The sequence below is a fragment of the Brachybacterium equifaecis genome (assembly GCF_023509525.1).
GTDB classification, from domain to species: Bacteria; Actinomycetota; Actinomycetes; order Actinomycetales; family Dermabacteraceae; genus Brachybacterium; species Brachybacterium equifaecis.
Genome location: NZ_JAKNCJ010000002.1, coordinates 170,635 through 197,317, shown reverse-complemented (window position 1 = coordinate 197,317; position 26,683 = coordinate 170,635). Strand labels below are relative to the sequence as shown.

Below are 26,683 nucleotides of genomic sequence, written 5' to 3'. Positions count from 1 at the left end.
TGCACGGGGTGCCGGGGCGGCTGCGAGAGGCGATCGGTGCCGCCGCTCCGACTGTTCGCGGGACCTCCGACGCTCCTGGCCAGCGCATTCGATGGTGGGATGGACACTGGGAGAGAGGCGGGCCGGGGGCGAGCGGCCGTGTCGGCGCGCGGGCCCTCCGCAGCCGGAGGGAGCCGGCCTCGGGGAGCGGCAGGACGATCGTCCCCGGCGCGAGGGCGAGAAGGGTCGGCGGCGGCCGCGCCGCGCTGAGCGCGGACCAAGGTCCCCGCGGAGCCCTCCTGCCTGACAGGCTCCCCTGGCCCTGGCCCTGGCCCTGGCCCTGGCCCTGGCCCGCGCGCCGCGCTCCGGCGCCGACCCTCGCGCCGCCTCACGACGCGGGACGATGACGAGCGCTGTGAGCCAGGCATCACCGGTTCGGATTGCCTCCAGGGGAGGGGCCCGTTAGAGTCGCTGGTACCGAAGACCGCCGGTCGTTGTGCCCGCCACCGGGTGCGACCGAAGCACTCCCTCACGGGATGGCCTGCGCAGGTGACGAACAGATCGCTGCATGATCCCCGCCGGCTCGCGCCGGGCGCGGAGGACTGCGGCCTGAAGCCTCGACACCCTGCGTGTCGAGGCTTTTCCTTTGCCCTCCTGCGGAGGGGCCATGCCGCGAGGGCATGCTTCACGCCGACGGCGCGAGACCTCTGGAAGGAGGGCCATGGCGAACTCCGAGAAGGTGACCGCCGTCGCCGAGCTCACGGACCTGTTCCGCGAGTCCGACGCCGCCGTTCTCACCGAGTACCGCGGTCTCTCCGTGCAGCAGCTCAAGGAGCTGCGCCGCGCACTGGGAACCGACACCACCTACGCCGTGGTGAAGAACACGCTGACCGAGATCGCCGCCCGTGAGGCCGGCATCGATGCGTTCGAGGGCAAGCTGGCGGGTCCCACCGCCATCGCCTTCATCAAGGGCGAGCCGGTCGGACCGGCCAAGGCTCTGCGTGACTTCGCCAAGGCGAACGACAAGCTCGTCGTCAAGTCCGGCTTCTTCGAGGGCAAGGCCCTCACGGAGGACGACGTCAAGAAGCTCGCGGACCTCGAGTCCCGCGAGGTCCTGCTGGCCAAGGCAGCGGGTGCCATGAAGGGCTCCCTCTCCAAGGCCGCCGCTGTGCTCCAGGCGCCGCTGTCGAAGGCAGCGCGCACCGTGGACGCGCTGCGCGCGAAGCAGGACGCCTGAGCCTTCGGGCTCGCGCGTTCTGCAGGAGCGCATCCAGCGCGTCAGCGCTGATCTCCCGGACCGCCGCCCAGTGCGGAACGGGGCTTGACCAGGCGCGAGAGCGCCGCACACACACGGACGGGGCTCTGGGCCCCGACAACAGAAGGGACTGCCATCATGGCTAAGCTCACCAAGGACGAGCTCATCGAGGCTTTCAAGGAGATGACGCTCATCGAGCTCTCGGACTTCGTGAAGGAGTTCGAAGAGGTCTTCGACGTCACCGCTGCTGCTCCCGTCGCTGTCGCCGCTGCCGGTGGCGCTGCGGGCGGCGAGGCTGCCGCTGAGGAGGAGCAGTCGGAGTTCGACGTCATCCTCGAGTCGGTCGGCTCCGCCAAGATCGCCGTCATCAAGGAGGTGCGCGCTCTGACCGGTCTCGGCCTGAAGGAGGCCAAGGACCTGGTCGACGGCGCTCCCAAGGCTGTCGTGGAGAAGACCGACAAGGCTTCCGCCGACAAGGCCAAGGAGCAGCTCGAGGGCGCTGGCGCCACCGTCTCCGTCAAGTGATCCTCGCGCCGCCCCCGGCGGCGCACTGATCGCCTCGAAGGGCCGTCCCGCATCGCGCGGGGCGGCCCTTCTGCATTTCGGGCGGCTCGGGATCATGCCAGTACTGGCGCCACGCCGGGCGGCGCTGCGCACGCAGACCCGGGTGCCGCTGAGCGCGCCTGCTTGACTCCGGGGGGAGCACCGGCCATATTGGTCCTCGAACGTGAGCTGTTCCTGTCGACCGCTCCGCCGACGCCGCCGCCTCCGGGCGCTGCGCAGATCCCGCCCCGTGCGGGACCGTCGGCCGGAGCCCGGCCCGCCCCGGCGCGGCCGGCACGCCCCTGCGGCGGCCCGACAACGAGGCAGGAGGCTCCGCCTTCCGCGCCAGGCATATGGTGGCCGACGCGGATGGACCCCCGGCGCTCGCCTGCGCCGTTGCGTCCATCCGCGATTTCGCGTATGCTCATTCTTTGCGCTGTGCCGTCATCGCAGTTCAGCCTCCGCCGCCCGTCCGCTCGCCGCTTCCCGGTGCGCACGGCCGGCGCCGGGGGAGCGCTCGGGACCACCCCGGATGCTGGCGATGATGTGCTTCGCGGTCCACTGTCACCGGCCTGTGGAAGGACCACCCTTGGCTGCCTCGAGCACCGATCGAACCACTGATATCGCCCTGCGCACGGCTTCGCCGCGCGTGACCTTCGCGAAGCTCGGAGACCCGCTTGAGGTCCCCGATCTGCTGAGCCTGCAGACGACCTCCTTCGACTGGCTGCTCGGCAACCAGCGCTGGCAGGAGCGCGCGGCCGATGCCGCCGCCGCCGGCCGCGAGGACGTCCCGCAGTCGTCGGGCCTGTCCGACATCTTCGAGGAGATCTCCCCGATCGAGGACTTCGCCGGCAACATGGCGCTGTCCTTCCGCGACCACACGTTCGAGCCGCCGAAGTACACGGTCGACGAGTGCAAGGAGAAGGACCTCACCTACGCCGCTCCGCTGTACGTGATCGCCGAGTTCATGAACAACGAGACCGGCGAGATCAAGACCCAGACGGTCTTCATGGGCGACTTCCCGCTCATGACCGACAAGGGCACCTTCATCATCAACGGCACCGAGCGCGTCGTCGTCTCGCAGCTGGTCCGCTCCCCGGGCGTCTACTTCGAGGCGACCATCGACAAGACGAGCGACAAGCGGATCTACAGCGCGAAGATGATCCCCTCGCGCGGGGCCTGGCTCGAGTTCGAGATCGACAAGCGCGACCAGGTGGGCGTGCGCATCGACCGCAAGCGCAAGCAGTCGGTCACCACGCTCCTGCAGGCCCTCGGCATGTCGCACAGCGACATCCTCGAGGAGTTCGGCGAGTTCGAGTCCATGCGCTCCACCCTCGAGAAGGACCGCATCTCCTCGCAGGACGACGCCCTCATGGACATCTACCGCAAGCAGCGCCCGGGCGAGCCGCCCACGCGCGATGCGGGCGAGGCCATGCTCAACAACTTCTACTTCAACGAGAAGCGCTACGACCTCGCGAAGGTCGGCCGCTACAAGGTCTCCAAGAAGCTGGGTCTGGACGCGCCCCTGTCGCAGTCGACCCTCACGCTCGAGGACATCGTCTCCACGGTGAAGTACATCGTCGCCCTGCACGACGGCGTCACGGAGTACACCAGCGCCGACGGCAAGCCCGTGCGCGTGGAGACCGACGACATCGACCACTTCGGCAACCGCCGCATCCGCGCGGTGGGCGAGCTGATCCAGAACCAGGTCCGCACGGGCCTGTCCCGCATGGAGCGCGTCGTCCGCGAGCGCATGACCACGCAGGACGTCGAGGCGATCACCCCGCTGACCCTGATCAACATCCGTCCGGTGACGGCAGCGATCAAGGAGTTCTTCGGGACCTCGCAGCTCTCGCAGTTCATGGACCAGAACAACCCGCTGTCGGGCCTGACCCACAAGCGCCGCCTCTCGGCGCTGGGCCCGGGCGGCCTCTCCCGCGACCGCGCGGGCATGGAGGTGCGCGACGTGCACCCCAGCCACTACGGCCGCATGTGCCCGATCGAGACCCCTGAGGGCCCGAACATCGGCCTGATCGGCTCGCTCGCGACCTTCGCGCGCATCAACCCCTTCGGCTTCATCGAGACCCCGTACCGCCGGGTCGAGAACGGCCAGGTCACCGAGGACATCGTCTACCTGACGGCCGATGACGAGGACCGCCACATCATTGCCCAGGCGAACGCCGTGATCGGCGATGACGGCCGCTTCGCCGAGGAGCACGTCCTCGTGCGCCTGCCCGGCGGCGAGCCCGAGCTCGTCGAGGCCGCGGATGTGGACTACATGGACGTCTCCGCGCGCCAGATGGTCTCCGTCGCGACCGCGATGATCCCGTTCCTCGAGCACGACGACGCCAACCGCGCCCTGATGGGCGCGAACATGCAGCGCCAGGCCGTGCCGCTGCTGCGCACCGAGATGCCGCTCGTCGGCACCGGCATGGAGCGCCGCGCGGCCGTGGACGCGGGCGACGTCGTCGTCGCGTCCAAGGGCGGCGTCATCGAGCAGCTCTCTGCGGACCTCATCTCCGTGATGGCCGACGACGGCACCCGTCAGACGTACCCCATCGGCAAGTTCCAGCGCTCGAACGCGGGCAACTGCTACAACCAGCGTGTGCTGTTCGACGAGGGCGACCGCGTCGAGGCCGGCTCGATTCTGGCCGATGGCCCCTCGACCGATCAGGGCGAGCTCAGCCTCGGCAAGAACCTGCTGGTCGCGTTCATGTCGTGGGAGGGCCACAACTACGAGGACGGCATCATCCTGTCCTCGCGCATGGTCCAGGACGACGTCCTCACCTCGATCCACATCGAGGAGCACGAGGTCGACGCCCGCGACACGAAGCTGGGCCGCGAGGAGATCACCCGCGACATCCCGAACGTGGGCGATGACGTCCTGGCCGATCTCGACGAGCGCGGCATCATCCGCATCGGCGCCGAGGTCGAGCCCGGCGACATCCTCGTGGGCAAGGTGACGCCCAAGGGCGAGACCGAGCTGACCCCGGAGGAGCGCCTGCTGCGCGCGATCTTCGGCGAGAAGGCGCGCGAGGTGCGCGACACCTCGCTGCGCGTGCCCCACGGCGAGTCCGGCACCGTCATCGGCGTGCAGGTGTTCAACGAGGACGACGACTCCGACATCCTCCCCACCGGCGTCAACGAGATGGTCCGAATCTACGTGGCGCAGAAGCGCAAGATCACCGACGGCGACAAGCTCGCAGGCCGCCACGGCAACAAGGGCGTCATCGCGAAGATCCTGCCCGTGGAGGACATGCCGTTCCTCGAGGACGGCACCCCCGTGGACATCATCCTCAACCCCATGGGCGTGCCCGGCCGCATGAACATCGGCCAGGTCATGGAGACGCACCTGGGCTACGTCGCCAAGAACGGCTGGGACATCGATCCCGGCTCGGAGGCGGCTCGCGCCCTGCCCGAGGCCGCGCTGCACGGCGAGCCCGGCACGCCGGTCGCGGTGCCCGTGTTCGACGGCCTCTCGGGCGACGAGCTCGAGGCGCTGATCGCGAACCACACCCCGAACCGGGACGGCGAGCGCATGGTCAAGGAGTCCGGCAAGGCGCAGCTGTTCGACGGCCGCTCCGGCGAGCCGTTCCCCGCGCCGATCTCCGTGGGCTACATGTACATCCTGAAGCTCCACCACCTGGTGGACGACAAGCTGCACGCGCGCTCCACCGGCCCGTACTCGATGATCACGCAGCAGCCGCTGGGCGGAAAGGCCCAGTTCGGCGGCCAGCGCTTCGGCGAGATGGAGGTGTGGGCCCTGGAGGCCTATGGCGCCGCGTACGCCCTGCAGGAGCTGCTCACGATCAAGTCCGATGACGTCTCCGGCCGCGTGAAGGTCTACGAGTCCATCGTCAAGGGCGAGAACGTGCCCGAGCCCGGCATCCCCGAGTCGTTCCGCGTGCTCCTCAAGGAGATGCAGTCGCTGTGCCTGAACGTCGAGGTGCTCTCGAGCGACGGCACCTCCACGCAGATCCAGGAGAGCGACGAGGAGGTCTTCCGGGCCGCCGAGGAGCTCGGCATCGACCTGTCGCGCCGACCCCACGAGGGCGTCGGCTCCATCGAAGAGGTCTGACGGATCCGGGGGCGGGCCGCCCCCGCGCGCGAGCCCGCCCCCGCCTCAGCCCCTGATCCATCAGACCCCTGATTCCACGTTTCGAGAGAAGGACATCTGTGCTCGACGTCAATACCTTCGATGAGCTTCGCATCGGCCTCGCATCCGCCGACGACATCCGCACCTGGTCGTTCGGCGAGGTCAAGAAGCCTGAGACCATCAACTACCGCACCCTGAAGCCCGAGATGGACGGCCTGTTCTGCGAGCGCATCTTCGGTCCCACCCGGGACTGGGAGTGCTACTGCGGAAAGTACAAGCGCGTCCGCTTCAAGGGCATCGTCTGCGAGCGCTGCGGCGTGGAGGTCACCAAGTCCTCCGTGCGCCGCGAGCGCATGGGCCACGTGGAGCTCGCCGCTCCCGTCACCCACATCTGGTACTTCAAGGGCGTGCCCAGCCGCCTCGGGTACCTGCTCGACATCGCGCCGAAGGACCTCGAGAAGGTCATCTACTTCGCCGCGTACATGATCACCGGCGTGGACGCCGATGCGCGCCACGAGGACATGCCCGATCTGCAGGCCCGTCATGACCTGGAGATCAAGGAGCTCGAGAACGAGCGCGACGCGGCGCTGAACGACCGCGCCGTCTCCGCCGAGAAGGATCTCGCCAAGCTCGAGGAGGAGGGTGCCAAGGCCGACGCCAAGCGCAAGGTCCGCGACTCCTCCGAGCGCGAGCAGACCCAGATCCGCAAGAAGTACGACGCCGAGATCGCGCGCATCACCGCCGTGTGGGACCGCTTCAAGGGCCTCAAGGTCGGCGACCTCGAGGGCGACGAGCAGCTCTACCGCGCGATGCGCCTGCGCTTCGGCACGTACTTCGAGGGCGGCATGGGCGCCGAGGCCATCCAGAAGCGCCTGCAGGACTTCGACCTGGATGCCGAGGCCGTGCTGCTGCGCGAGATCATCGCGACGGGCAAGGGTCAGAAGAAGGCCCGCGCCCTCAAGCGCCTCAAGGTCGTCACCAACTTCCGCACCACCACCAACTCGCCCGCGGGCATGGTGCTGGACTGCGTCCCGGTGATCCCGCCGGACCTGCGCCCCATGGTGCAGCTCGACGGCGGCCGCTTCGCGACCTCGGATCTCAACGATCTGTACCGCCGCGTGATCAACCGCAACAACCGCCTCAAGCGCCTGCTCGATCTCGGTGCGCCCGAGATCATCGTGAACAACGAGAAGCGCATGCTGCAGGAGTCGGTCGACTCGCTGTTCGACAACGGCCGCCGCGGCCGCCCGGTCACCGGTCCGGGCAACCGCCCGCTGAAGTCGCTCTCGGACATGCTCAAGGGCAAGCAGGGCCGCTTCCGCCAGAACCTGCTCGGCAAGCGCGTGGACTACTCGGCGCGCTCCGTGATCGTGAACGGCCCGCAGCTGAAGCTGCACCAGTGCGGCCTGCCCAAGGGCATGGCGCTGGAGCTGTTCAAGCCCTTCGTGATGAAGCGCCTCGTGGACCTCTCCCACGCGCAGAACGTGAAGGCCGCCAAGCGCATGGTCGAGCGCGCGCGCCCCGAGGTCTGGGACGTGCTCGAGGAGGTCATCACCGAGCACCCGGTGCTGCTGAACCGTGCACCCACCCTGCACCGACTGGGCATCCAGGCGTTCGAGCCCCAGCTGGTCGAGGGCAAGGCGATCCACCTGCACCCGCTCGTCTGCGCGGCGTTCAACGCCGACTTCGACGGCGACCAGATGGCCGTGCACCTGCCGCTGTCCGCGGAGGCCCAGGCCGAGGCGCGCATCCTGATGCTCTCCTCGAACAACATCCTGAAGCCGTCCGACGGCCGCCCCGTGACCATGCCCGCCCAGGACATGATCATCGGCCTCTACCACCTCACCACGGTTCGCGAGGATGCCAAGGGCGCCGGTCGCCACTTCTCCTCCGTGGCGGAGGCGATCATGGCGCACGACGCCCATGACCTGGAGCTGAACGCCCCGATCTCGATCCGCTTCCCGGACTTCGTGCCCCCGCGCGACTGGGACGCCCCGGAGGGCTGGAGCGAGGGCGAGGAGATCACCCTCACCACGACCCTCGGCACGGTGTACTTCAACGAGACCCTCCCGCCGGACTACCCCTACGTGGCCGGCCAGGTCGACAAGAAGCGCCTGGGCCAGATCGTCAACGAGCTCGCCGAGCGCTACGAGAAGGGGCAGGTCGCCGCATCGCTCGATGCGCTGAAGGCCTACGGGTTCTCGTGGTCCACGCGCAGCGGCGTCTCCTTCGCGTTCACCGACGTCATCGCGCCCTCGAACAAGCGCGAGATCCTCGAGAAGTTCGAGGCGCAGGTGGCCAAGGTGCAGGAGAACCGCGACCTCGGCCTCGTCTCCGACGCCGAGCGCAACTCGGAGCTCATCGACATCTGGACCAAGGCGACCGACGAGGTCGACGAGTCCATGCAGCGCAACTTCGAGGCGACGCCCACGAACTCGATCTACCGCATGGTGCACTCCGGTGCACGAGGCAACTGGATGCAGATCCGCCAGATCGCCGGCATGCGCGGGCTCGTGACGAACCCGAAGGGCGAGATCATCCCGCGCCCGATCCTCTCCAACTACAAGGAGGGGCTCTCGGTCCTCGAGTACTTCATCGCCTCGCACGGCTCCCGCAAGGGCCTGGCGGACACGGCGCTGAAGACCGCGCAGTCCGGCTACCTGACGCGTCGACTGGTCGACGTCTCCCAGGACGTCATCGTGCGCGAGCACGACTGCGGCACCACCAAGGGCCTGACCCTGACGATCGGCGTCGAGAACGCGGGCGTCGTGGTCCCGGCCGACGACGTCGAGACCACCGCCTACGGCCGCACCCTGGCTGCAGCGGCGCTCGACGCCGAGGGCAAGGAGCTCGCTCCGGCGGGCGCGGATGCCGGTGACGTGCTGATCGAGGAGCTCATCGCCGCGGGCGTCACGTCCGTCAAGGTGCGCTCGGTGCTGACCTGCGACTCGGCAGTGGGCACGTGCGCCCTCTGCTACGGCCGTTCGCTGGCGACCGGTCAGCTGGTCGACATCGGCGAGGCCGTCGGCATCGTCGCGGCCCAGTCGATCGGCGAGCCCGGCACTCAGCTGACCATGCGCACCTTCCACACCGGTGGTGTGGCCAGTGCCGAGGGCGACATCACCCACGGTCTTCCCCGTGTGCAGGAGCTCTTCGAGGCGCGCACCCCGGCCGGCTTCGCGCCGATCTCGGAGAGCGCGGGCCGCGTCGAGGTGGACGAGAGCGACAAGCAGCGTCGCGTCACGGTCACCCCGGATGACGGCTCCGAGGCCATCACCTACACGATCTCCCGCCGCGTGACCCTCCTGGTCTCCGACGGCGATCACGTGGAGGTCGGCCAGAAGCTCACGCAGGGCTCCGTGGATCCGAAGCAGGTGCTGCGCATCCTCGGTCCGCGCGCCGTGCAGAAGCACCTGGTGGACGAGGTCCAGAAGGTCTACAACTCCCAGGGTGTGGACATCCACGCGAAGCACATCGAGGTCATCGTGCGCCAGATGCTGCGTCGCGTGACGGTCATCGAGTCCGGCGACACCGATCTCCTCCCCGGCGACTTCGCGGACCGCGTGAAGTTCGAGAAGGAGAACCGGGCCGCGCTCGCGGAGGGCCGTCAGCCCGCCGCCGGCCGCCCCGAGCTCATGGGCATCACCAAGGCCTCGCTGGCCACGGATTCCTGGCTCTCGGCCGCCTCCTTCCAGGAGACGACCAAGGTCCTCACCGAGGCCGCGCTCGCTCGCAAGAGCGATTCGCTGCTCGGCCTGAAGGAGAACGTGATCATCGGCAAGCTGATCCCGGCAGGCACCGGCCTCCCGCGGTTCCGCAACATCGCGGTGGAGCCCACCGATGAGGCGAAGGCGCAGATGTACCAGGTGCCCGGCTACGAGGAGCTGGACTTCTCGGGCTACGGCAGCGGTGCGGTGAACCTGGACGAGATCGACTACTCCGATCCCTTCCGCAGCGACTTTCGCTGACCTCGCCCCTGCGGCGCTGACGGGCCGGTCCTCCTCGCGGAGGGCCGGCCCGTCCGGCGTTCCCGGCTCGGTCGGTCGGACGTTCCCGACCCGGCCCGTCCGGTGTTCCGGGACCGGCCCGTCCGGCGTTCCCGGGCCGATCCGCACCGGCCCGGGGCGGGGGAGTGACCCCCGCAACGGGGATGGTCACGGGAGGGCAAAAAATCCCACCAGGCCCGCTCAAGCCTGCGCGGGACCCCTTCACCCCTGCGCGGCGGCCGGAGAGGATGGGATCAGCCCTGCTGCGCGCTCGAGGTCCTCGAGCGCACGCCTCCTCCCCGCCGCGAACGGCGCGGCCTTCCCGGGAGGCGGGGGAGCGGGGCGCGTGAACGACCAGAATCCGGAGCAGAACAGGTGCGTGCGATGAAGAAGACCCCGTGGATCATCTCGGCGGCAGCGGCAGGAGTGCTCGCCGTGGGCGGCGGCGGGACGGCCTGGGCGGTCTCCAACGAGGCCGACGTCAGCGTCTACGGCGCGACCTCCACGGTGCGCACCTTCAGCCCCACCGTCGGCGATCTGCTGGACGCGCAGGGTGTGAAGGTCCGCGCGACCGATCTCGTCACCCCCGCCCTCGACACCCCGGTGACCGACGGGATCGACATCTCCGTGGTCCAGCAGAACCTCGTGACCGTGCTGGTGGACGGCGTCGAGCAGACTGTGCTCACCCCCGGCGGCACCGTTGCCGACGCGCTCGAGCAGGTCGACTACCGCGCCGACCAGGCCATCATCACCCCGGATCCGTCCACGGAGCTCTCCTCCGAGGGCACCACGGTCGAGGTCTCCACGCTCAAGACCGTCACCTTCATCGGGCAGTACGGCCAGGCCACCTTCGACGTCCACTCCCGCACCGTGGGCGAGGCGATGACCAGCGTGCTGCAGGACATCCAGGACGGCGACGTCGCCGATCCGGGCCGCGACACCGTCCTCACCGACGGCATGACGATCACCGTGCACCGCCTGCGCGAGAACGAGCGCAAGGAGGTCGAGGAGCTGCCCTTCACGACCACCACGGAGAAGACCGACACCCTCACCGTCGGCTCCACCGAGGTCAAGAGCGAGGGCAAGGTCGGCACCAAGGAGAAGGTCGTCAAGGACACGGTCGTGGACGGGCAGGTGACCGGCACCGAGGTCGTCTCCGAGACCGTGACCGCCGAGCCCGTCGGCCGCGTGATCCTCGAGGGCACGAAGCCGAAGCCGGCCGCGACCGTCGCCGCCGCTCCCAGCACCGCCGCGAGCTCCGGCTCTTCGGGCTCGTCGGGATCGGGCTCGTCCAGCTCGTCCAGCTCCTCGGGCGGCTCGGCTGCGGCCACCGACCAGGGCGGGACGGCCAGCGGCGCAGTGGAGACCTGCCAGGCCTCCAACTACGGCAGCGGCGACGGCACCGACGGCGGCCCCACCGCGAGCGGCGAGACCTTCAACGCGAGCGCGATGACGGCCGCCCACAAGACCCTGCCGCTCGGCACCCGGATCAAGGTCACCAACACCGCGAACGGCAAGAGCGTGATCGTGCGCATCAACGACCGCGGCCCGTACGCGGGCGGGCGCTGCCTGGATCTGTCCTCCGGCGCGTTCTCCCAGATCGCGAGCCTCAGCCAGGGCGTCGCGACCGTGAGCTGGCAGCGCGTCGGCTGATCCCGCATGCCCGCGCGAGGGCCCGTCCGCACACGCTGCGGGCGGGCCCTCGCGCATGTGATGTGCGACCGAAGCGCCTCAGTCCTTTGACCCTGTCGCCCGGTGCTCAGTAGACTCAGGAGTGCGTCTGGAGTGCCCTCCGGTCGTGATCGGGACATCATCCGGTCGCCTGCGGCGATCGGCGTCCCCCGCGAGGAGCGGATCCTCGCAGCATGCCCGAAAGCGGGTCGCGCGCGGTCCCCCGCGCGTCGGCCCTGGGCCGCGATCACGGTGCTCCGGCGCACGCACGGCTTCTGCCGTGCGCACGGGTCGCTCCGCTGCATGCTCCGGGTACGGAGAAGCGGGGCGGGTCGGGAGCCGCCGCAGGCGGCTGCAAGAAGGAGATCCGACGGGGCGAACACCTCCGCCGGCCTAACAGGAAGAGTCGAAGTGCCCACTATTCAGCAGTTGGTGCGGAAGGGACGGAAGGCCAAGGTCTCCACGTCCAACACGCCCGCGCTCAAGGGTTCGCCCCAGCGCCGCGGCGTCTGCACGCGCGTCTACACCCAGACCCCGAAGAAGCCGAACTCGGCGCTGCGCAAGATCGCTCGCGTGCGCCTGTCCACCGGCGTCGAGGTCACCGCGTACATCCCCGGCGAGGGCCACAACCTCCAGGAGCACTCGATCGTGCTCGTGCGCGGCGGTCGTGTGAAGGACCTCCCCGGCGTCCGCTACAAGATCGTCCGCGGCTCGCTCGACACCCAGGGTGTCAAGAACCGCAAGCAGGCGCGCTCGCGCTATGGCGCGAAGAAGGAGAAGAAGTAATGCCTCGTAAGGGCCCCGCTCCCAAGCGCCAGCTCGTCGTCGACCCCGTCTACGGCTCGCCGCTGGTCACCCAGCTCATCAACAAGATCCTGCTCGACGGCAAGAAGACCGTCGCCGAATCGATCGTGTACGAGGCCCTCGAGGGCTGCCGCGAGAAGAACGGCCAGGATCCTGTCGCGACCCTCAAGAAGGCGCTGGACAACATCCGTCCGAGCCTCGAGGTCAAGTCCCGCCGCGTCGGCGGCGCCACCTACCAGGTGCCGATCGAGGTCAAGCCCAACCGCGCGACCACCCTCGCCCTGCGCTGGCTCGTCAGCTACTCGCGCGCTCGTCGTGAGCACACGATGACCGAGCGCCTGATGAACGAGCTCCTCGACGCGTCCAACGGCCTCGGAGCCGCTGTCAAGCGCCGCGAGGACACGCACAAGATGGCCGAGTCCAACAAGGCCTTCGCGCACTACCGCTGGTGATCGGACCGGGGCCCGCTGCGCGCAGCGGGCCCCACTCCTCCCCATTCAGCACACCAGACGTCCTCCAGAAAGGCACAGTCCGTGGCACTTGCAGTGCTCAGCGACCTCACGAAGGTCCGCAACATCGGCATCATGGCTCACATCGATGCCGGTAAGACCACCACGACCGAGCGCATCCTGTACTACACGGGTGTGAACTACAAGATCGGCGAGACGCACGACGGCGCCGGCACGATGGACTGGATGGAGCAGGAGAAGGAGCGCGGCATCACGATCACGTCGGCCGCGACGACCTGCTACTGGAACGACAACCAGATCAACATCATCGACACCCCCGGTCACGTGGACTTCACCGTCGAGGTCGAGCGCTCCCTGCGCGTGCTCGACGGCGCCGTCGCCGTCTTCGACGGCAAGGAGGGCGTCGAGCCCCAGTCCGAGACCGTGTGGCGCCAGGCCGACAAGTACGACGTGCCCCGCATCTGCTTCGTCAACAAGATGGACAAGCTGGGCGCCGACTTCTTCTTCACCGTGCGCACGATCGTCGATCGCCTCGGCGCCAAGCCGCTGGTGATGCAGGTCCCGATCGGCTCGGAGAACGACTTCCGCGGCGTCGTCGATCTCGTGACGATGAAGGCTTACGAGTGGCCCGAGACCTTCCCCGAGGACGATCCCGCCCTCGGCAAGAAGAAGGGCGACCCGTCGCTCGGGCAGTACCAGCTCGAGGTCCCGATCCCCGCTGAGCTGCAGGACACGGTCGACGAGTACCGTGCGAAGCTCGTCGAGGACGTCGCCGAGAGCACCGAGGAGCTCATGGAGTCCTACCTGGAGACGGGCGACCTCACGGTCGAGCAGCTCCAGGCCGGCATCCGCAAGCTCACGATCAACTCCGAGGCGTACCCCGTGTTCGCGGGATCCGCGTTCAAGAACAAGGGCGTCCAGCCCATGCTCGACGCGGTCATCGCCTACCTCCCCTCCCCGCTCGACGTGCCGCCGATGATCGGCCACGACGTGCGCGACGAGGAGAAGGAGATCATCCGCAAGCCCTCCGTCGAGGAGCCCTTCTCGGGCCTCGCGTTCAAGGTGGCAGCGCACCCGTTCTTCGGCCAGTTGACCTATGTGCGCGTGTACTCGGGCCATGTCTCCTCCGGCGACCAGGTGCTCAACGCGACCACCGGCAAGAAGGAGCGCATCGGGAAGCTCTTCCAGATGCACGCCAACCAGGAGAACCCCGTGGACGAGGCCTTCGTCGGCCACATCTACGCGTTCATCGGTCTGAAGGACACCAACACCGGTGACACCCTCTCCGATCTGGCGAACCCGGTGCAGCTCGAGTCGATGAGCTTCCCCGAGCCCGTGATCTCCGTGGCCATCGAGCCCAAGACCAAGGGCGACCAGGAGAAGCTCGGCGTCGCGATCCAGAAGCTCGCCAAGGAGGATCCCACCTTCCAGGTCGAGCTGGACGAGGAGACCGGCCAGACCGTCATCAAGGGCATGGGCGAGCTGCACCTCGACATCCTCGTGGACCGCATGCGCCGCGAGTTCAAGGTCGAGGCCAACATCGGCAAGCCCCAGGTGGCCTACCGCGAGACCATCCGTCGCACCGTGGACAAGTTCGACTTCACCCACAAGAAGCAGACGGGCGGCTCCGGCCAGTTCGCGAAGATCCAGATGCGCTACGAGCCCCTCGTGGGCGCGGAGGAGGGCGTGTTCTACGAGTTCGAGAACGCCGTCACCGGCGGTCGCGTGCCTCGCGAGTACATCCCCAGCGTCGACGCGGGCACCCAGGACGCCCTGCAGTCGGGCGTGCTGGCCGGCTACCCGGTCGTGAACGTGAAGGCCACCATCCTCGATGGCGCCTACCACGATGTCGACTCCTCGGAGATGGCCTTCAAGATCGCCGGCTCCATGGCGACCAAGGAGGCCCTGCGCAAGGCGGATCCGGTGCTCCTCGAGCCCCTGATGGACGTCGAGGTGCGCACGCCGGAGGAGTACATGGGAGATGTCATCGGCGACCTGAACTCGCGTCGCGGGCAGGTCCAGTCGATGGAGGACGCGAGCGGCGTGAAGATCGTCCGTGCTCTCGTCCCGCTGTCGGAGATGTTCGGGTACGTGGGCGACCTGCGGTCGAAGACTCAGGGTCGCGCCATGTACACGATGCAGTTCCACAGCTACGCGGAGGTCCCGAGGAACATCTCGGACGAGATCGTCGCGAAGACCCGGGGCGAGTGACCCAGGGGAGCGGCGGTACACTCGTTCCGCTTCTCCTCTGATCCGACGGCGGGCGCGCCCGGTGCGCGCCCGCCGGACCCGAAGCAAGAAGTACACAGAACAGACGTCCTAGGAGGACACACCATGGCTAAGGCCAAGTTCGAGCGGAACAAGCCCCACGTCAACATCGGCACCATCGGCCACGTCGACCACGGCAAGACCACGCTGACCGCCGCGATCTCGAAGGTCCTGTACGACCAGTACCCGGATCTCAACGAGAAGCGCGACTTCGATCAGATCGATAACGCGCCCGAGGAGAAGCAGCGCGGCATCACGATCAACATCTCGCACATCGAGTACCAGACGGAGAAGCGCCACTACGCGCACGTCGATGCTCCCGGTCACGCCGACTACATCAAGAACATGATCACCGGCGCGGCGCAGATGGACGGCGCGATCCTCGTGGTCGCCGCCACCGACGGCCCCATGGCCCAGACCCGCGAGCACGTTCTGCTCGCCCGCCAGGTGGGTGTCCCCTACCTGCTGGTCGCGCTGAACAAGTCCGACATGGTCGACGACGAGGAGATCCTCGAGCTCGTCGAGATGGAGGTCCGCGAGCTGCTGGGTTCGCAGGAGTTCGACGAGGACGCCCCTGTCGTCCGCGTCTCCGCTCTCAAGGCCCTCGAGGGCGACGAGAAGTGGGTCGAGTCCGTCAAGGAGCTCATGGCTGCGGTGGACGAGAACGTCCCCGACCCCATCCGCGACATGGACAAGCCCTTCCTCATGCCGATCGAGGACGTCTTCACCATCACCGGCCGCGGCACCGTCGTGACCGGCAAGGTCGAGCGCGGCAAGCTGCCGATCAACTCCGAGGTCGAGATCGTGGGCATCCGCGAGCCGCAGAAGACCACGGTCACCGGCATCGAGATGTTCCACAAGCAGATGGACGAGGCGTGGGCCGGCGAGAACTGTGGCCTCCTGCTCCGCGGCACCAAGCGCGAGGACGTCGAGCGCGGCCAGGTCGTCGTGAAGTCGGGCTCCATCACCCCCCACACGAACTTCGAGGCGCAGGCGTACATCCTGTCCAAGGATGAGGGCGGGCGTCACAACCCGTTCTACTCGAACTACCGCCCCCAGTTCTACTTCCGCACCACCGACGTCACCGGCGTCATCACGCTGCCCGAGGGCACCGAGATGGTCATGCCCGGCGACTCCACCGAGATGACGGTCGAGCTGATCCAGCCCATCGCCATGGAGGAGGGCCTCGGCTTCGCTATCCGCGAGGGCGGCCGCACCGTCGGCTCGGGCCGCGTCACCAAGATCACCAAGTGATCGCCGCGGGCTCAGCCCGCAGCATCGCCCGGTGATCCTCCGGCGCGGCTCCCGCTGCGGGAGCCGCGCCGGGAGGGCCCGCAGGAGCGTAGGCCCCGGATCCGCCACCGCGAGGTGGGGATCCGGGGCCTTCTGCATGCCTGCTCCGGCAGGGGCCCGCTCTCGCTTCCGGAGCCGGATGCGCTCGTCGGGGCCGGGGCCGGGGCCGGGGCCGGGGCCGCCGGATGCAGGAACGGCCGGTCACCCGCAGGGGTGACCGGCCGTCGCCGCGAAGGGCCGGCGCGGAGGGCGCCTCAGAGGCGGTGCTCGTCCTGGCGGGGGAGCGGCTGCGCGCTGGAGGCGGGCTGCCCGTAGCTGGGGGTGTGCGAGGGGGCTGTCGAGGACGACGAGGGCTGCTCGGCGCGCTGCTCCGGCGCCGGCTGCCCGTAGGCAGGGCGGCCGGCTGGACCGGGAGCGGGCGCGGCGGCGGGGCGGGCTTCCGGCTTCGCAGCGGACTGCGGCACCGCGTGCGTGCTCGCGAGGATCTGGCGGGCGGCCTCGGCGTGGGTGTGCTCGACCATGAGCTCGAACTGCATGGGGATGGTCGCGGTCATCGAGGTGTAGTCGCGCCGGCCCCCGCTCATCAGGTAGCCGATCACCGACCAGACCGTGAAGAACAGGATCCCGAACAGCACGCCGGACACGATCGTGGCGAGGAACTCTCCGGCGAACAGCGCGAGCAGCAGGCCGATGAACAGTCCCATCCAGGCGCCGCTGAACACGCCGTTCAGAATGACGCGACCCCAGGTCTGCCGGCCGGTGACGCGCTCGATGACCTTGAGGTCGGTGCCCACGATCATCGTGTTCTGCACCGGGAACTCGGCGTCGGCGAGTGCGTCCACCACGGCCTGGACCTCGGCGTACGTGCTGTACGTGCCCAGGGAGCGCGGGTATTCCAGGTTGTAGAGCCTCGCGGTCAGCGGCGAGGGCTGCTGTGGAGTGGTCATGGGCCGACCCTAGAGCAGAACGTTGTGCGCAGGGTGGGAGAGAACCGGACCTTTCGGGTGGACGCATCGATGCGCACTTGTGATGCGCGGACGCCGGGAAACGCGCGAGGGCGGCGCCGCCGGACCGTACAGTATGGGCACGGCGGGACGCCTGGCCCGCCGTGCTCCCGAATCCAGGCAGATTCCAGCGCACCGACGCGCACTCGATGAGGAGACACGGAACCATGACCGACGAGCACAGCATTCTCACCCCCCTCGAGCGGATCGGCGCCTCGCGCCGCCGCTTCCTCGCCCTGGCCGGTGCCGGCACCGGCGCGGCGACCCTGGCCGCGTGCGCCGGGGGCGGCACCTCCGCCGGAGGATCCGGCGGCAGCGACGGCGGCGTGACCGGCGGGGGAGAGGTCTCCGAGGAGAACCCCCTCGGCGTGGACGGCAGCCAGAGCGTCGAGGCCGTCATCTTCGACGGCGGCTACGGCGACGAGTACGCCAAGTCCGCCGGCGAGCAGTACTCCGCGCAGTACCCCGATGCCGAGGTCACCGTGACCTCGACCGTCAACATCCAGCCCGACCTGCAGCCGCGCTTCGCGGGCGGCAACCCGCCGGACCTCTTCGACAACTCCGGGGCGCAGAAGCTCGCGATCGACGGCCTGGTCTCCCAGCTCGCCCCGCTCGACGACCTCCTGGCAGCGCCCATGGTCGATGCCGAGGGCACCGTCGAGGAGAACCTCCTGCCCGGCGTGAAGTCCCCGGGCATGCTCGGCGGCAAGTTCCTCGGCATGAACTACGTCTACACGGTCTTCTGCCTGTGGTACTCCGCCAAGGAGTTCGAGGAGAAGGGCTGGAGCTTCCCCACCACCTGGGACGAGCTGATGACGCTCGGCGAGGCGGTCAAGGCCGAGGGCCGCCACCTGTTCTCCTGGGGCGGCGCGAACGCGTCGAACTACTACCAGGAGATGGCGCTGTCCATGGCCGCGAAGCTCGGCGGCCCCGAGGTGCTGAAGAAGATCGACCGTCTCGAGGAGGGCGCCTTCGACCAGGACGCCGTCGTCCAGGCGTACGACGCGATGGCCGAGGCCGTGAAGGCCGGATTCTTCGAGCCCGGCGGCGAGGGCATCAAGCACACCGACGCGCAGACCGCCTGGGTCCAGGGCAAGAGCGTCATGTACCCCTCCGGCTCCTGGATCGAGAACGAGCAGGCCGACGTCACCCCCGAGGGCTACCGCATGACGGGCGCGCCGCTGCCCGCCCTGTCGAGCTCCGACGCGATGCCGCTCAGCGCGATCCACGGGACGGCGGCCGAGCAGTACTTCGTGCCCTCGGGCGGCGTGAACCCCGCCGGCGGCGCCGAGTTCCTGCGGATCATGCTCTCCAAGGAGCAGGGTGCGAAGTTCGCCGAGCTCACCAAGGCCCCCTCGGTCGTCAAGGACACGATCCCCGAGGACGGCTTCGGCTCCTCGGCCCTGTCGTCGGTGAACACGATGATCACCGACGCCGGCGAGGACACCTTCACCTTCAACTTCTCCGACTGGTACGGGCTGGGCTCGCAGTCCATCACCAACTGGACGAGCTTCCTGCGCGGGGACATCGACGCCGCGACGTTGCGCGCCCAGGAGCAGGCGATGATCGACGCCGTCCGCGAGGACGACGCCGTCACCAAGTTCCAGGTCGAGGGATGACGCAGATCCCACCCCTCGCACCCGAGGAGGCGCTGACCGCGGCGCCGTCGGGAGGCCTCACGGCTTCCCGGCGGCGCCGCCGCAGGCCCTCGCTCGAGCGCGTCCTGTTCTTCCTGCTGTTCCTGGGGCTGCCGCTCGCGGTCTACATCATGTTCGTGGTCTCCCCGTTCCTGCAGTCGTTCTACTACTCCCTCACGAACTGGTCGGGCCTGAGCCCGACGATGGAGTTCATCGGCCTGGAGAACTACCGGCGCGTGCTCGCCAACGAGATCTTCTGGAAGGCCCTGCGCAACAACCTGGTGCTCCTGGTGCTCCTGCCGACGGTGACGATCGCGCTGTCCTTCGCGCTCGCGGTGATGGTGACGATCGGGGGGACGACCCAGGGCGGCATCCGCGGCATCCGCGGATCGTCCGTGTACCGCGTGGTGAGCTTCTTCCCCTACGCGATCCCGGCGGTGATCGTCGGCATCCTGTTCAACTTCGTCTACCACCCCAGTGGCGGCCTCCTGAACGGAGTCCTGAACCTCGTGGCGCGGCCCCTCGGCCTCACGGTGTCCACTGCCTGGCTCGGTGATCCCCGGGTGGCCCTGCTGGCCCTCGCCGCGGCGATCGTCTGGGCCTTCGTGGGCTTCTACATGGTGCTGTTCGTCGCGGCGATCTCCTCGATCTCCTCCGAGGTGCTGGAGGCCGCACGGCTCGACGGCGCCGGCCGGCTCCGCATCGCGGTGCAGATCGTCGCCCCGATGGTGCGCGACTCGGTCTCCACGGCCCTCGTCTACATGGGCATCCTGGCGCTGGACGCCTTCACCTTCGCCTCCGTCATGACCCCGAACGGCGGCACCGACAACTCCACTCGCGTCGTCTCGCAGCTGCTCTACCAGACCGGGTTCCAGCAGGGGCGCTTCGGCGAGGCCAACGCCATGGGAGTGATCATGGCGCTGGTGACGATGCTGGTGGCGATCCTCGTGCTCGCCCTCGGGCGCGGCCGGAAGGAATCCCGCTGATGAACTCTCCTTCGCAGACCCCTCCCGCGGCGCGCGCGAAGCCTGCCGTCCGCGGCGCGGATCGCGCATTCGCGATCATCGCGCACGTGGTCCTCGGCATCTGGGCGCTGCTCGTGCTGCTGCCGCTGCTGTGGATGATCTTCACGTCGTTCAAGAGCTCGCAGGAGATCCTCACCAGCCCCTTCGGCCTGCCTGAGACGCTGCGCCTGGACAACTACGCCCGTGCGTGGCGCGAGGCGCAGATCGGCGACTACCTGTGGAACACGGTGATCGTCGTGGGGGTGTCCCTGGTCCTGGTGATGGCGCTGGGGGCGATGTGCTCCTACGTGCTCGCGCGGTTCCGCTTCCCCGGGAACCGGATCATCTACTACAGCCTCATCGCGGGGCTGACCTTCCCGATCTTCCTCGCGGTGATCCCGCTGTTCTTCGTGCTCAACGGGATGGGCCTGATCGGCAAGGGGCCCATGGGGCTCGTGGGAGTGATCCTCGCCTACGTCGCCTTCGCCCTCCCGTTCACGGTGTTCTTCCTGTACGCGTTCTTCCGCAGCCTCCCCGAGGAGATCAGCGAGGCGGCCGCCATCGACGGGGCGGGGGACTTCCGCACCTTCTTCCAGGTCATGCTCCCGATGGCGTGGCCGGGGATCGTGTCCGTGGCGATCTTCAACTTCCTGGGCCTGTGGAACCAGTACCTGCTGCCGCTCGTGCTGAACACGGACCGTAACAACTACGTGCTCGCCCAGGGCCTGGTGAACCTGCAGGCCCAGCAGGGCTACCGCACCGACTGGGGCGGCATGTTCGCCTCCGTCGTCATCACCGTGATCCCGGTGCTCGTGGTCTACGTGCTGTGCCAGCGCCAGATCCAGGCCGGCGTCAGCCCCGGGACGGACAAGTAGGCCCGCGCAGTGTGAGCTGTGACCAGACCGACGCTCCGGTCCTTGGCACGAGGCGCACGCAGGTGGCAGACTGTACGAGTTGTCTGCGCGGGCCGACATCCCCGGTTCCGTTCTCCGCGTGCGCTCCTCGAGGGCGCAGCGGCGAATGATCACCGGATGAGGTCCGTCCCCAGGATGCGAACGGCGCCCACGCGTCGAGAGCGCATCGGAATGAGGGAAGAGCGCAGACCAGCCGGCAACGGTCGCAGAGCCATGGGCTTCATCGCCCTCGGCGGGGCGACACGCCCATCCTCGGGTAACGGGGCCGGCTCAGAACAGTCCAGACGAGAAGAGAGACAGGTCGCCATGGCGGGACAGAAGATCCGCATCCGGCTGAAGTCGTACGACCACGAGGTCATCGACAGCTCGGCGCGCAAGATCGTCGACACGGTCACTCGCGCGGGTGCGACGGTGGTGGGCCCCGTGCCGCTGCCGACCGAGAAGAACGTGTTCTGCGTGATCCGTTCGCCCCACAAGTACAAGGACTCCCGTGAGCACTTCGAGATGCGCACGCACAAGCGACTGATCGACATCGTCGATCCCACGCCCAAGGCCGTGGATTCGCTGATGCGCCTCGATCTGCCGGCGGACGTCAACATCGAGATCAAGCTCTGAGGCAGGTTGAGATGAGCAACGAACTGACAGGGCAGGCAGCCCGCGCCGTCGCCGGCGTGCTCGGCACCAAGCTCGGCATGACCCAGGTCTGGGATGAGAGCGGCAAGCTCGTTCCCGTGACCGTGGTCCAGGCTGGGCCCAATGTCGTCACCCAGGTGCGCTCCGTCGAGACCGACGGCTACGACGCAGTCCAGATCGCCTACGGGCAGATCGATCCCCGCAAGGTCTCCAAGCCCCTGCGCGGCCACTTCGAGAAGGCGGGCGTGACCCCGCGCCGCCACCTCGTGGAGCTGCGCACCAACGACGCCTCCGGCTTCTCGCTCGGCCAGGAGATCGACGCCTCGATCTTCGAGGCGGGCCAGAAGGTCGACGTCGTCGGCACCAGCAAGGGCAAGGGAACCGCGGGCGTCATGAAGCGCCACGGCTTCTCCGGCGTCGGCGCATCGCACGGTGCGCACCGCAACCACCGCAAGCCGGGCTCCATCGGCGGCGCTTCCACGCCGGGCCGTGTCTTCAAGGGCATGCGCATGGCAGGCCGCATGGGCAACGCCCGCACCAGTGTCCAGAACCTGACCGTTCACGCGGTCGACGTCGAGAAGGGCCTCGTGCTCGTCAAGGGTGCCGTCCCCGGCCCCAAGGGCGGCCTCGTGCTCGTCCGCTCGGCTGTCAAGACTCCCGCGAAGGAGGCCTGAGACCGATGGCAGAGAATCTGACCGTCGACGTGCTCGATCCGGCCGGCAAGAAGTCCGGCACGGCTGAGCTGCCTGCGTCGATCTTCGATGTCCAGACCAGCGTCCCGCTGATCCACCAGGTCGTCGTGGCGCAGCTCGCAGCTGCACGCCAGGGCACGCACAAGACCAAGACCCGCGCCGAGGTCTCCGGCGGCGGCCGCAAGCCGTACAAGCAGAAGGGCACCGGCCGGGCTCGTCAGGGCTCGATCCGCGCTCCTCAGTTCGCCGGCGGCGGCGTCGTGCACGGGCCCGTCCCGCGCGACTACGACCAGCGCACCCCGAAGAAGATGAAGGCCGCCGCCCTGCGCGGTGCCCTCTCGGATCGCGCGCGCAACGCGCGCATCCACGTGATCACCGCGCTGCTCGAGGGCGATTCGGCCTCGACCAAGGCTGCGCGCACCACGATCGGGCACATCTCGGATCGCAAGCACGTCCTCGTGGTCCTGCGCCGCGACGATGAGCTCGGCGCCCTGAGCGCCCGCAACCTGCCGGCCGCGCACGTCCTGTTCGCGGACCAGCTGAACACCTACGACGTCATGCGAAGCGACGACGTCGTGTTCACCACCGGTGCGCTGGAGGACTTCATCGCCCGCGCCACCCTGTCGCTGCCCACGTCGTCCTTCGCCGCTGCGAAGACCGCGGGCGCTGAGGAGGAGTCCAAGTGAGCACGCTGAACAAGGACCCGCGCGACGTCCTGCGCTCCCCGGTCGTCTCTGAGAAGAGCTACGCACTGATGGACGAGGGCAAGTACACCTTCCTGGTGGACCCCCGCGCCAACAAGACCGAGATCAAGATCGCCGTCGAGAAGATCTTCGACGTCAAGGTCGCCTCGGTGAACACGATCAGCCGCCAGGGGAAGTCGCGTCGCACGCGCTTCGGGACGGGCAAGCGCAAGGACACCAAGCGCGCCGTCGTCACCCTGACTTCCGGAACCATCGACATCTTCGGAGGGTCGGTCGCCTGAGCGACTGACCGCCGAGAGCCGTAGAGAGTCTGAGGGAACCCCACCATGGGAATTCGCAAGCACAAGCCGACAACGCCGGGCCGTCGCGGCTCGAGCGTCGCCGACTTCGTCGAGATCACCCGGTCCACGCCGGAGAAGTCGCTGGTCCGACCGATCCACAAGACCGGTGGTCGCAACAACAACGGCCGCGTGACCTCGCGTCACCGCGGCGGCGGCCACAAGCGCGCCTACCGCGTCATCGACTTCCGTCGCCATGACAAGGACGGCGTCAACGCCAAGGTCGCTCACATCGAGTACGACCCCAACCGCACCGCGCGCATCGCGCTGCTGCACTACGCGGACGGCGAGAAGCGGTACATCCTCGCTCCCGCCAAGCTGCGCCAGGGCGACTGGGTGGAGAACGGAGCCGGCTCGGACATCAAGCCCGGCAACAACCTCCCCCTGAAGAACATCCCCCTGGGCACGGTCATCCACGCGATCGAGCTCCGCCCCGGCGGCGGCGCGAAGATCGCGCGCTCGGCCGGCGCCTCGGTGCAGCTCGTCGCCAAGGAGGGCCGCTTCGCGCAGCTGCGCATGCCCTCCGGCGAGATCCGCAACGTGGATGCGCGCTGCCGCGCCACCATCGGCGAGGTCGGCAATGCCGAGCAGTCGAACATCAACTGGGGCAAGGCCGGACGCATGCGCTGGAAGGGCAAGCGCCCTCACGTGCGCGGCGTCGTCATGAACCCGGTCGATCACCCGCATGGTGGCGGCGAGGGCCGCACATCCGGTGGTCGCCACCCCGTGTCGCCGTGGGGCAAGCCCGAGGGCCGCACGCGGCGTCCGGGCAAGGAGAGCGACAAGCTCATCGTCCGCCGCCGCCGTACCGGCAAGAAGCGCTGATAGGGAAGCTGAACTATGCCTCGCAGTATCTCCAAGGGCCCCTTTGTCGATGACCACCTGCAGAAGAAGGTGGACGTCGCCAATGAGAAGGGCAGCAAGAACGTCATCAAGACCTGGTCGCGTCGTTCGGTGATCACGCCGGACTTCCTCGGCCACACCTTCGCAGTGCACGACGGTCGCAAGCACGTCTCGGTGTTCGTCACCGAGTCGATGGTCGGCCACAAGCTCGGCGAGTTCGCCCCCACGCGGACTTTCAAGGGCCACGAGAAGGACGACAAGAAGGGTCGTCGTCGCTGACCCCGGTCAGCACGGCACCCTTCTCGAAGAGAGGACAGCAATGGAAGCCAAGGCGCAGGTGCGGTATCTCCGCATGACGCCCATGAAGGCCCGGCGCGTTGTGGACCTGATTCGTGGCAAGAGCACGGCTGAGGCTGAGGACATCCTGCGGTTCGCCCCGCAGGCAGCGTCCGAGCCCGTCCTGAAGCTCGTGAAGTCCGCGATCGCGAACGCGCGTGTGAAGGCCGATCAGGCGGGGGAGCGCTTCGATGAGCGCGAGCTCATCGTCTCCGCCGCATTCGTCGATGAGGGTCCGACCATGAAGCGGTTCCAGCCGCGAGCTCAGGGTCGTGCCTTCCAGATCAAGAAGCGAACCAGCCACGTCACCGTGGTGGTCGCTCCCGCGAACAAGTAAGGAGGAACCCCAGATGGGCCAGAAGGTCAATCCCAACGGTTTCCGCCTCGGGATCACCACGGAGCACACCAGCCGTTGGTTCGCCGATTCCTCGAAGGAGGGGCAGCGGTACCGCGACTACGTGAAGGAAGACGTCGCGATCCGCAAGCTCATGTCCGACGGGCTCGAGCGCGCCGGCATCTCCAAGGTCGAGATCGAGCGCACCCGTGACCGAGTCCGCGTCGACCTGCACACCGCCCGCCCGGGCATCGTGATCGGTCGCCGCGGCGCGGAGGCCGAGCGTCTCCGCGGTGAGCTCGAGAAGCTCACCGGCAAGCAGATCCAGCTGAACATCCTCGAGGTCAAGAACCCCGAGGCCGACGCCCAGCTGGTGGCGCAGGGCATCGCCGAGCAGCTCGCTGCTCGCGTGTCCTTCCGCCGTGCGATGCGCAAGGGCATCCAGTCGGCGCAGCGCGCCGGCGCCAAGGGCATCCGCGTGGCGGTCTCCGGCCGCCTCGGCGGCGCCGAGATGAGCCGCAGCGAGTTCTACCGCGAAGGCCGTGTGCCCCTGCACACCCTCCGCGCGAACATCGACTACGGGTTCTACGAGGCCCGCACCGCCTTCGGCCGCATCGGCGTGAAGGTGTGGATCTACAAGGGCGACGTCACCGCCAAGGAGCTCGCGGCCCAGGCCGCCTCGCAGGCCCCGCGCTCCGGCGCTCGCGGCCCGCGCGCCGAGCGTCCCCGCGGCCGTCGCAACGAGCGCAACGCCGCCGCCCGTCAGGACGAGGCTGCCCCGCAGACCTCCGCTCCCGCCGAGCAGCAGGCCGCAGCGCCCGTCGAGTCCGGAACGGAGGCCTGATCCGATGCTGATCCCCCGCAGGACCAAGCACCGCAAGCAGCACCACCCTGGCCGCAGCGGCATGTCCAAGGGCGGCAACGACCTCGCGTTCGGCGAGTACGGCATCCAGGCGCTCGCGCCTGCATACGTCACGAACCGCCAGATCGAGGCCGCGCGTATCGCGATGACCCGCTACATGAAGCGCGGCGGCAAGGTGTTCATCAACATCTACCCCGACCGCCCGCTCACCAAGAAGCCCGCCGAGGTCCGCATGGGCTCCGGCAAGGGCTCCGTGGAGTGGTGGATCGCCAACGTCAAGCCGGGTCGCGTGATGTTCGAGATCGCCGGTGTCCCCGAGGATGTGGCTCGCGAGGCTCTGCGCCTGGCGATCCACAAGCTCCCCATGAAGTGCCGCATTCTGACGCGAGAGGGTGGTGACATCTGATGGCAGCAACCAAGCTCACCGCTGAGGAGCTCGACAAGCTCGACGACCAGAAGCTGGCCGACGAGCTGGCCAAGGCCAAGGACGAGCTGTTCAAGCTCCGCTTCCAGTCCGCCACCGGCCAGCTCGAGAGCTCCGGCCGTCTGCGCTCCGTCAAGAAGGACATCGCGCGGATCTACACGATTCTGCGCGAGCGCGAGCTGGGCATCCGCCAGGCTCCGGGCGCCGAGTGACCGCGAAGCGAGGAACAGGACAGATGAACGAGAAGCTCACCGAGGATCTCGCTGTGGAAGGGGCTCACGCCTCCTCCCACGAGCGTCCCTACCGCAAGACGCTGCGCGGCTACGTCGTCTCCGACAAGATGGACAAGACCATCGTCGTCGAGGTCGAGGAGCGTGTGAAGCACGCCCTCTACGGCAAGGTCATGAAGCAGACCCACAAGTTCAAGGCCCACGATGAGGAGAACGTCGCCGGCATCGGCGACTTCGTCCTGATCATGGAGACCCGGCCGCTCAGCGCCTCCAAGCGCTGGCGCCTGGTCGAGGTCCTCGACAAGGCCAAGTGATCGGCCGGTCCTCGTGACCAGCTGAGCACCCGGAAGCCGGGCATCCCTT

The 26,683-nt window shown here is 68.4% G+C and carries 24 protein-coding genes; 23 read left to right on the top strand and 1 reads right to left on the bottom strand.

The window, feature by feature from the left end:
- Nucleotides 1-700 precede the first annotated feature (700 nt).
- The 9 genes from rplJ (at nt 701) to tuf (ending at nt 16,326) form a co-directional block, all read left to right on the top strand.
- A complete protein-coding gene (rplJ, locus tag Bequi_RS05370) occupies nt 701-1,216 on the top strand; it encodes a 50S ribosomal protein L10 (protein WP_249736936.1) in 516 nt (171 codons plus the stop codon).
- 156 nt (nt 1,217-1,372) lie between these two features.
- Entirely contained in the window at nt 1,373-1,759 is a 387-nt protein-coding gene (gene rplL / locus Bequi_RS05365) for a 50S ribosomal protein L7/L12 (protein WP_249736935.1), read from the top strand.
- Nucleotides 1,760-2,366: 607 nt separating this feature from the next.
- Complete coding sequence (gene rpoB, locus Bequi_RS05360) at nt 2,367-5,855, top strand: DNA-directed RNA polymerase subunit beta (protein WP_249736934.1); 3,489 nt, start codon at nt 2,367-2,369, stop codon at nt 5,853-5,855.
- Between the two features lie 98 nt (nt 5,856-5,953).
- Nucleotides 5,954-9,841 (top strand): DNA-directed RNA polymerase subunit beta', encoded by a 3,888-nt coding sequence (locus Bequi_RS05355; RefSeq protein WP_249736933.1) that lies wholly within the window; start codon nt 5,954-5,956, stop codon nt 9,839-9,841.
- Nucleotides 9,842-10,243: 402 nt separating this feature from the next.
- On the top strand, nt 10,244-11,512 hold the full coding sequence (locus tag Bequi_RS14195; protein ID WP_283774715.1) for a septal ring lytic transglycosylase RlpA family protein: 1,269 nt from the start codon (nt 10,244-10,246) through the stop codon (nt 11,510-11,512).
- Between the two features lie 429 nt (nt 11,513-11,941).
- A complete protein-coding gene (gene rpsL, locus Bequi_RS05340) occupies nt 11,942-12,316 on the top strand; it encodes a 30S ribosomal protein S12 (protein WP_249736932.1) in 375 nt (124 codons plus the stop codon).
- Nucleotides 12,316-12,786 carry a 30S ribosomal protein S7 gene (gene rpsG, locus Bequi_RS05335; protein WP_249736931.1) on the top strand — a complete coding sequence of 157 codons (471 nt, stop codon included), beginning with the start codon at nt 12,316-12,318 and terminating at the stop codon, nt 12,784-12,786. The genes rpsL and rpsG overlap by 1 nt, the downstream gene beginning before the upstream one ends.
- Before the next feature lie 81 nt (nt 12,787-12,867).
- Nucleotides 12,868-15,015 carry an elongation factor G gene (fusA, locus tag Bequi_RS05330; RefSeq protein ID WP_249736930.1) on the top strand — a complete coding sequence of 716 codons (2,148 nt, stop codon included), beginning with the start codon at nt 12,868-12,870 and terminating at the stop codon, nt 15,013-15,015.
- Nucleotides 15,016-15,138: 123 nt separating this feature from the next.
- Entirely contained in the window at nt 15,139-16,326 is a 1,188-nt protein-coding gene (gene tuf, locus Bequi_RS05325; RefSeq protein WP_249736929.1) for an elongation factor Tu, read from the top strand.
- A 293-nt stretch (nt 16,327-16,619) separates the two neighbouring features.
- On the opposite strand, the gene Bequi_RS05320 is transcribed toward tuf, so the two are convergent.
- A complete protein-coding gene (locus Bequi_RS05320; RefSeq protein ID WP_249736928.1) occupies nt 16,620-17,312 on the bottom strand; it encodes a YflT domain-containing protein in 693 nt (230 codons plus the stop codon).
- A gap of 224 nt (nt 17,313-17,536) precedes the next feature.
- On the opposite strand from Bequi_RS05320, the gene ngcE reads away from it, so the two are divergent.
- From ngcE to rpsQ, 14 genes are all read left to right on the top strand, one after another.
- Nucleotides 17,537-18,988 carry an N-acetylglucosamine/diacetylchitobiose ABC transporter substrate-binding protein gene (gene ngcE / locus Bequi_RS05315; protein WP_249736927.1) on the top strand — a complete coding sequence of 484 codons (1,452 nt, stop codon included), beginning with the start codon at nt 17,537-17,539 and terminating at the stop codon, nt 18,986-18,988.
- On the top strand, nt 18,985-19,992 hold the full coding sequence (locus Bequi_RS05310; protein ID WP_249736926.1) for a carbohydrate ABC transporter permease: 1,008 nt from the start codon (nt 18,985-18,987) through the stop codon (nt 19,990-19,992). Before ngcE ends, Bequi_RS05310 begins: the two co-directional genes overlap by 4 nt.
- On the top strand, nt 19,992-20,885 hold the full coding sequence (locus tag Bequi_RS05305; RefSeq protein WP_249736925.1) for a carbohydrate ABC transporter permease: 894 nt from the start codon (nt 19,992-19,994) through the stop codon (nt 20,883-20,885). Before Bequi_RS05310 ends, Bequi_RS05305 begins: the two co-directional genes overlap by 1 nt.
- Before the next feature lie 345 nt (nt 20,886-21,230).
- On the top strand, nt 21,231-21,539 hold the full coding sequence (rpsJ, locus tag Bequi_RS05300) for a 30S ribosomal protein S10 (RefSeq protein WP_006946210.1): 309 nt from the start codon (nt 21,231-21,233) through the stop codon (nt 21,537-21,539).
- Between the two features lie 11 nt (nt 21,540-21,550).
- Nucleotides 21,551-22,231, top strand: coding sequence for a 50S ribosomal protein L3 (gene rplC, locus Bequi_RS05295; protein ID WP_249736924.1), 681 nt, complete (start codon nt 21,551-21,553; stop codon nt 22,229-22,231).
- A gap of 5 nt (nt 22,232-22,236) precedes the next feature.
- Nucleotides 22,237-22,935: a 50S ribosomal protein L4 gene (gene rplD / locus Bequi_RS05290; RefSeq protein WP_249736923.1), complete on the top strand. Its 699-nt coding sequence runs from the start codon at nt 22,237-22,239 to the stop codon at nt 22,933-22,935.
- Nucleotides 22,932-23,234: a 50S ribosomal protein L23 gene (rplW, locus tag Bequi_RS05285; RefSeq protein ID WP_249736922.1), complete on the top strand. Its 303-nt coding sequence runs from the start codon at nt 22,932-22,934 to the stop codon at nt 23,232-23,234. The genes rplD and rplW overlap by 4 nt, the downstream gene beginning before the upstream one ends.
- Nucleotides 23,235-23,279: 45 nt before the next feature.
- Nucleotides 23,280-24,116, top strand: a complete 837-nt coding sequence (rplB, locus tag Bequi_RS05280; RefSeq protein ID WP_249736921.1) for a 50S ribosomal protein L2 — start codon at nt 23,280-23,282, stop codon at nt 24,114-24,116.
- Nucleotides 24,117-24,131: 15 nt separating this feature from the next.
- Nucleotides 24,132-24,413 carry a 30S ribosomal protein S19 gene (gene rpsS / locus Bequi_RS05275; protein WP_249736920.1) on the top strand — a complete coding sequence of 94 codons (282 nt, stop codon included), beginning with the start codon at nt 24,132-24,134 and terminating at the stop codon, nt 24,411-24,413.
- A 40-nt stretch (nt 24,414-24,453) separates the two neighbouring features.
- Nucleotides 24,454-24,807 carry a 50S ribosomal protein L22 gene (gene rplV, locus Bequi_RS05270; protein ID WP_249736919.1) on the top strand — a complete coding sequence of 118 codons (354 nt, stop codon included), beginning with the start codon at nt 24,454-24,456 and terminating at the stop codon, nt 24,805-24,807.
- Nucleotides 24,808-24,820: 13 nt separating this feature from the next.
- Nucleotides 24,821-25,648, top strand: coding sequence for a 30S ribosomal protein S3 (rpsC, locus tag Bequi_RS05265; RefSeq protein ID WP_249736918.1), 828 nt, complete (start codon nt 24,821-24,823; stop codon nt 25,646-25,648).
- Nucleotides 25,649-25,652: 4 nt separating this feature from the next.
- On the top strand, nt 25,653-26,072 hold the full coding sequence (gene rplP / locus Bequi_RS05260; RefSeq protein ID WP_249736917.1) for a 50S ribosomal protein L16: 420 nt from the start codon (nt 25,653-25,655) through the stop codon (nt 26,070-26,072).
- A complete protein-coding gene (gene rpmC, locus Bequi_RS05255; protein WP_249736916.1) occupies nt 26,072-26,302 on the top strand; it encodes a 50S ribosomal protein L29 in 231 nt (76 codons plus the stop codon). Before rplP ends, rpmC begins: the two co-directional genes overlap by 1 nt.
- 23 nt (nt 26,303-26,325) lie before the next feature.
- Nucleotides 26,326-26,634 carry a 30S ribosomal protein S17 gene (gene rpsQ / locus Bequi_RS05250; protein WP_249736915.1) on the top strand — a complete coding sequence of 103 codons (309 nt, stop codon included), beginning with the start codon at nt 26,326-26,328 and terminating at the stop codon, nt 26,632-26,634.
- Nucleotides 26,635-26,683 lie beyond the last annotated feature (49 nt).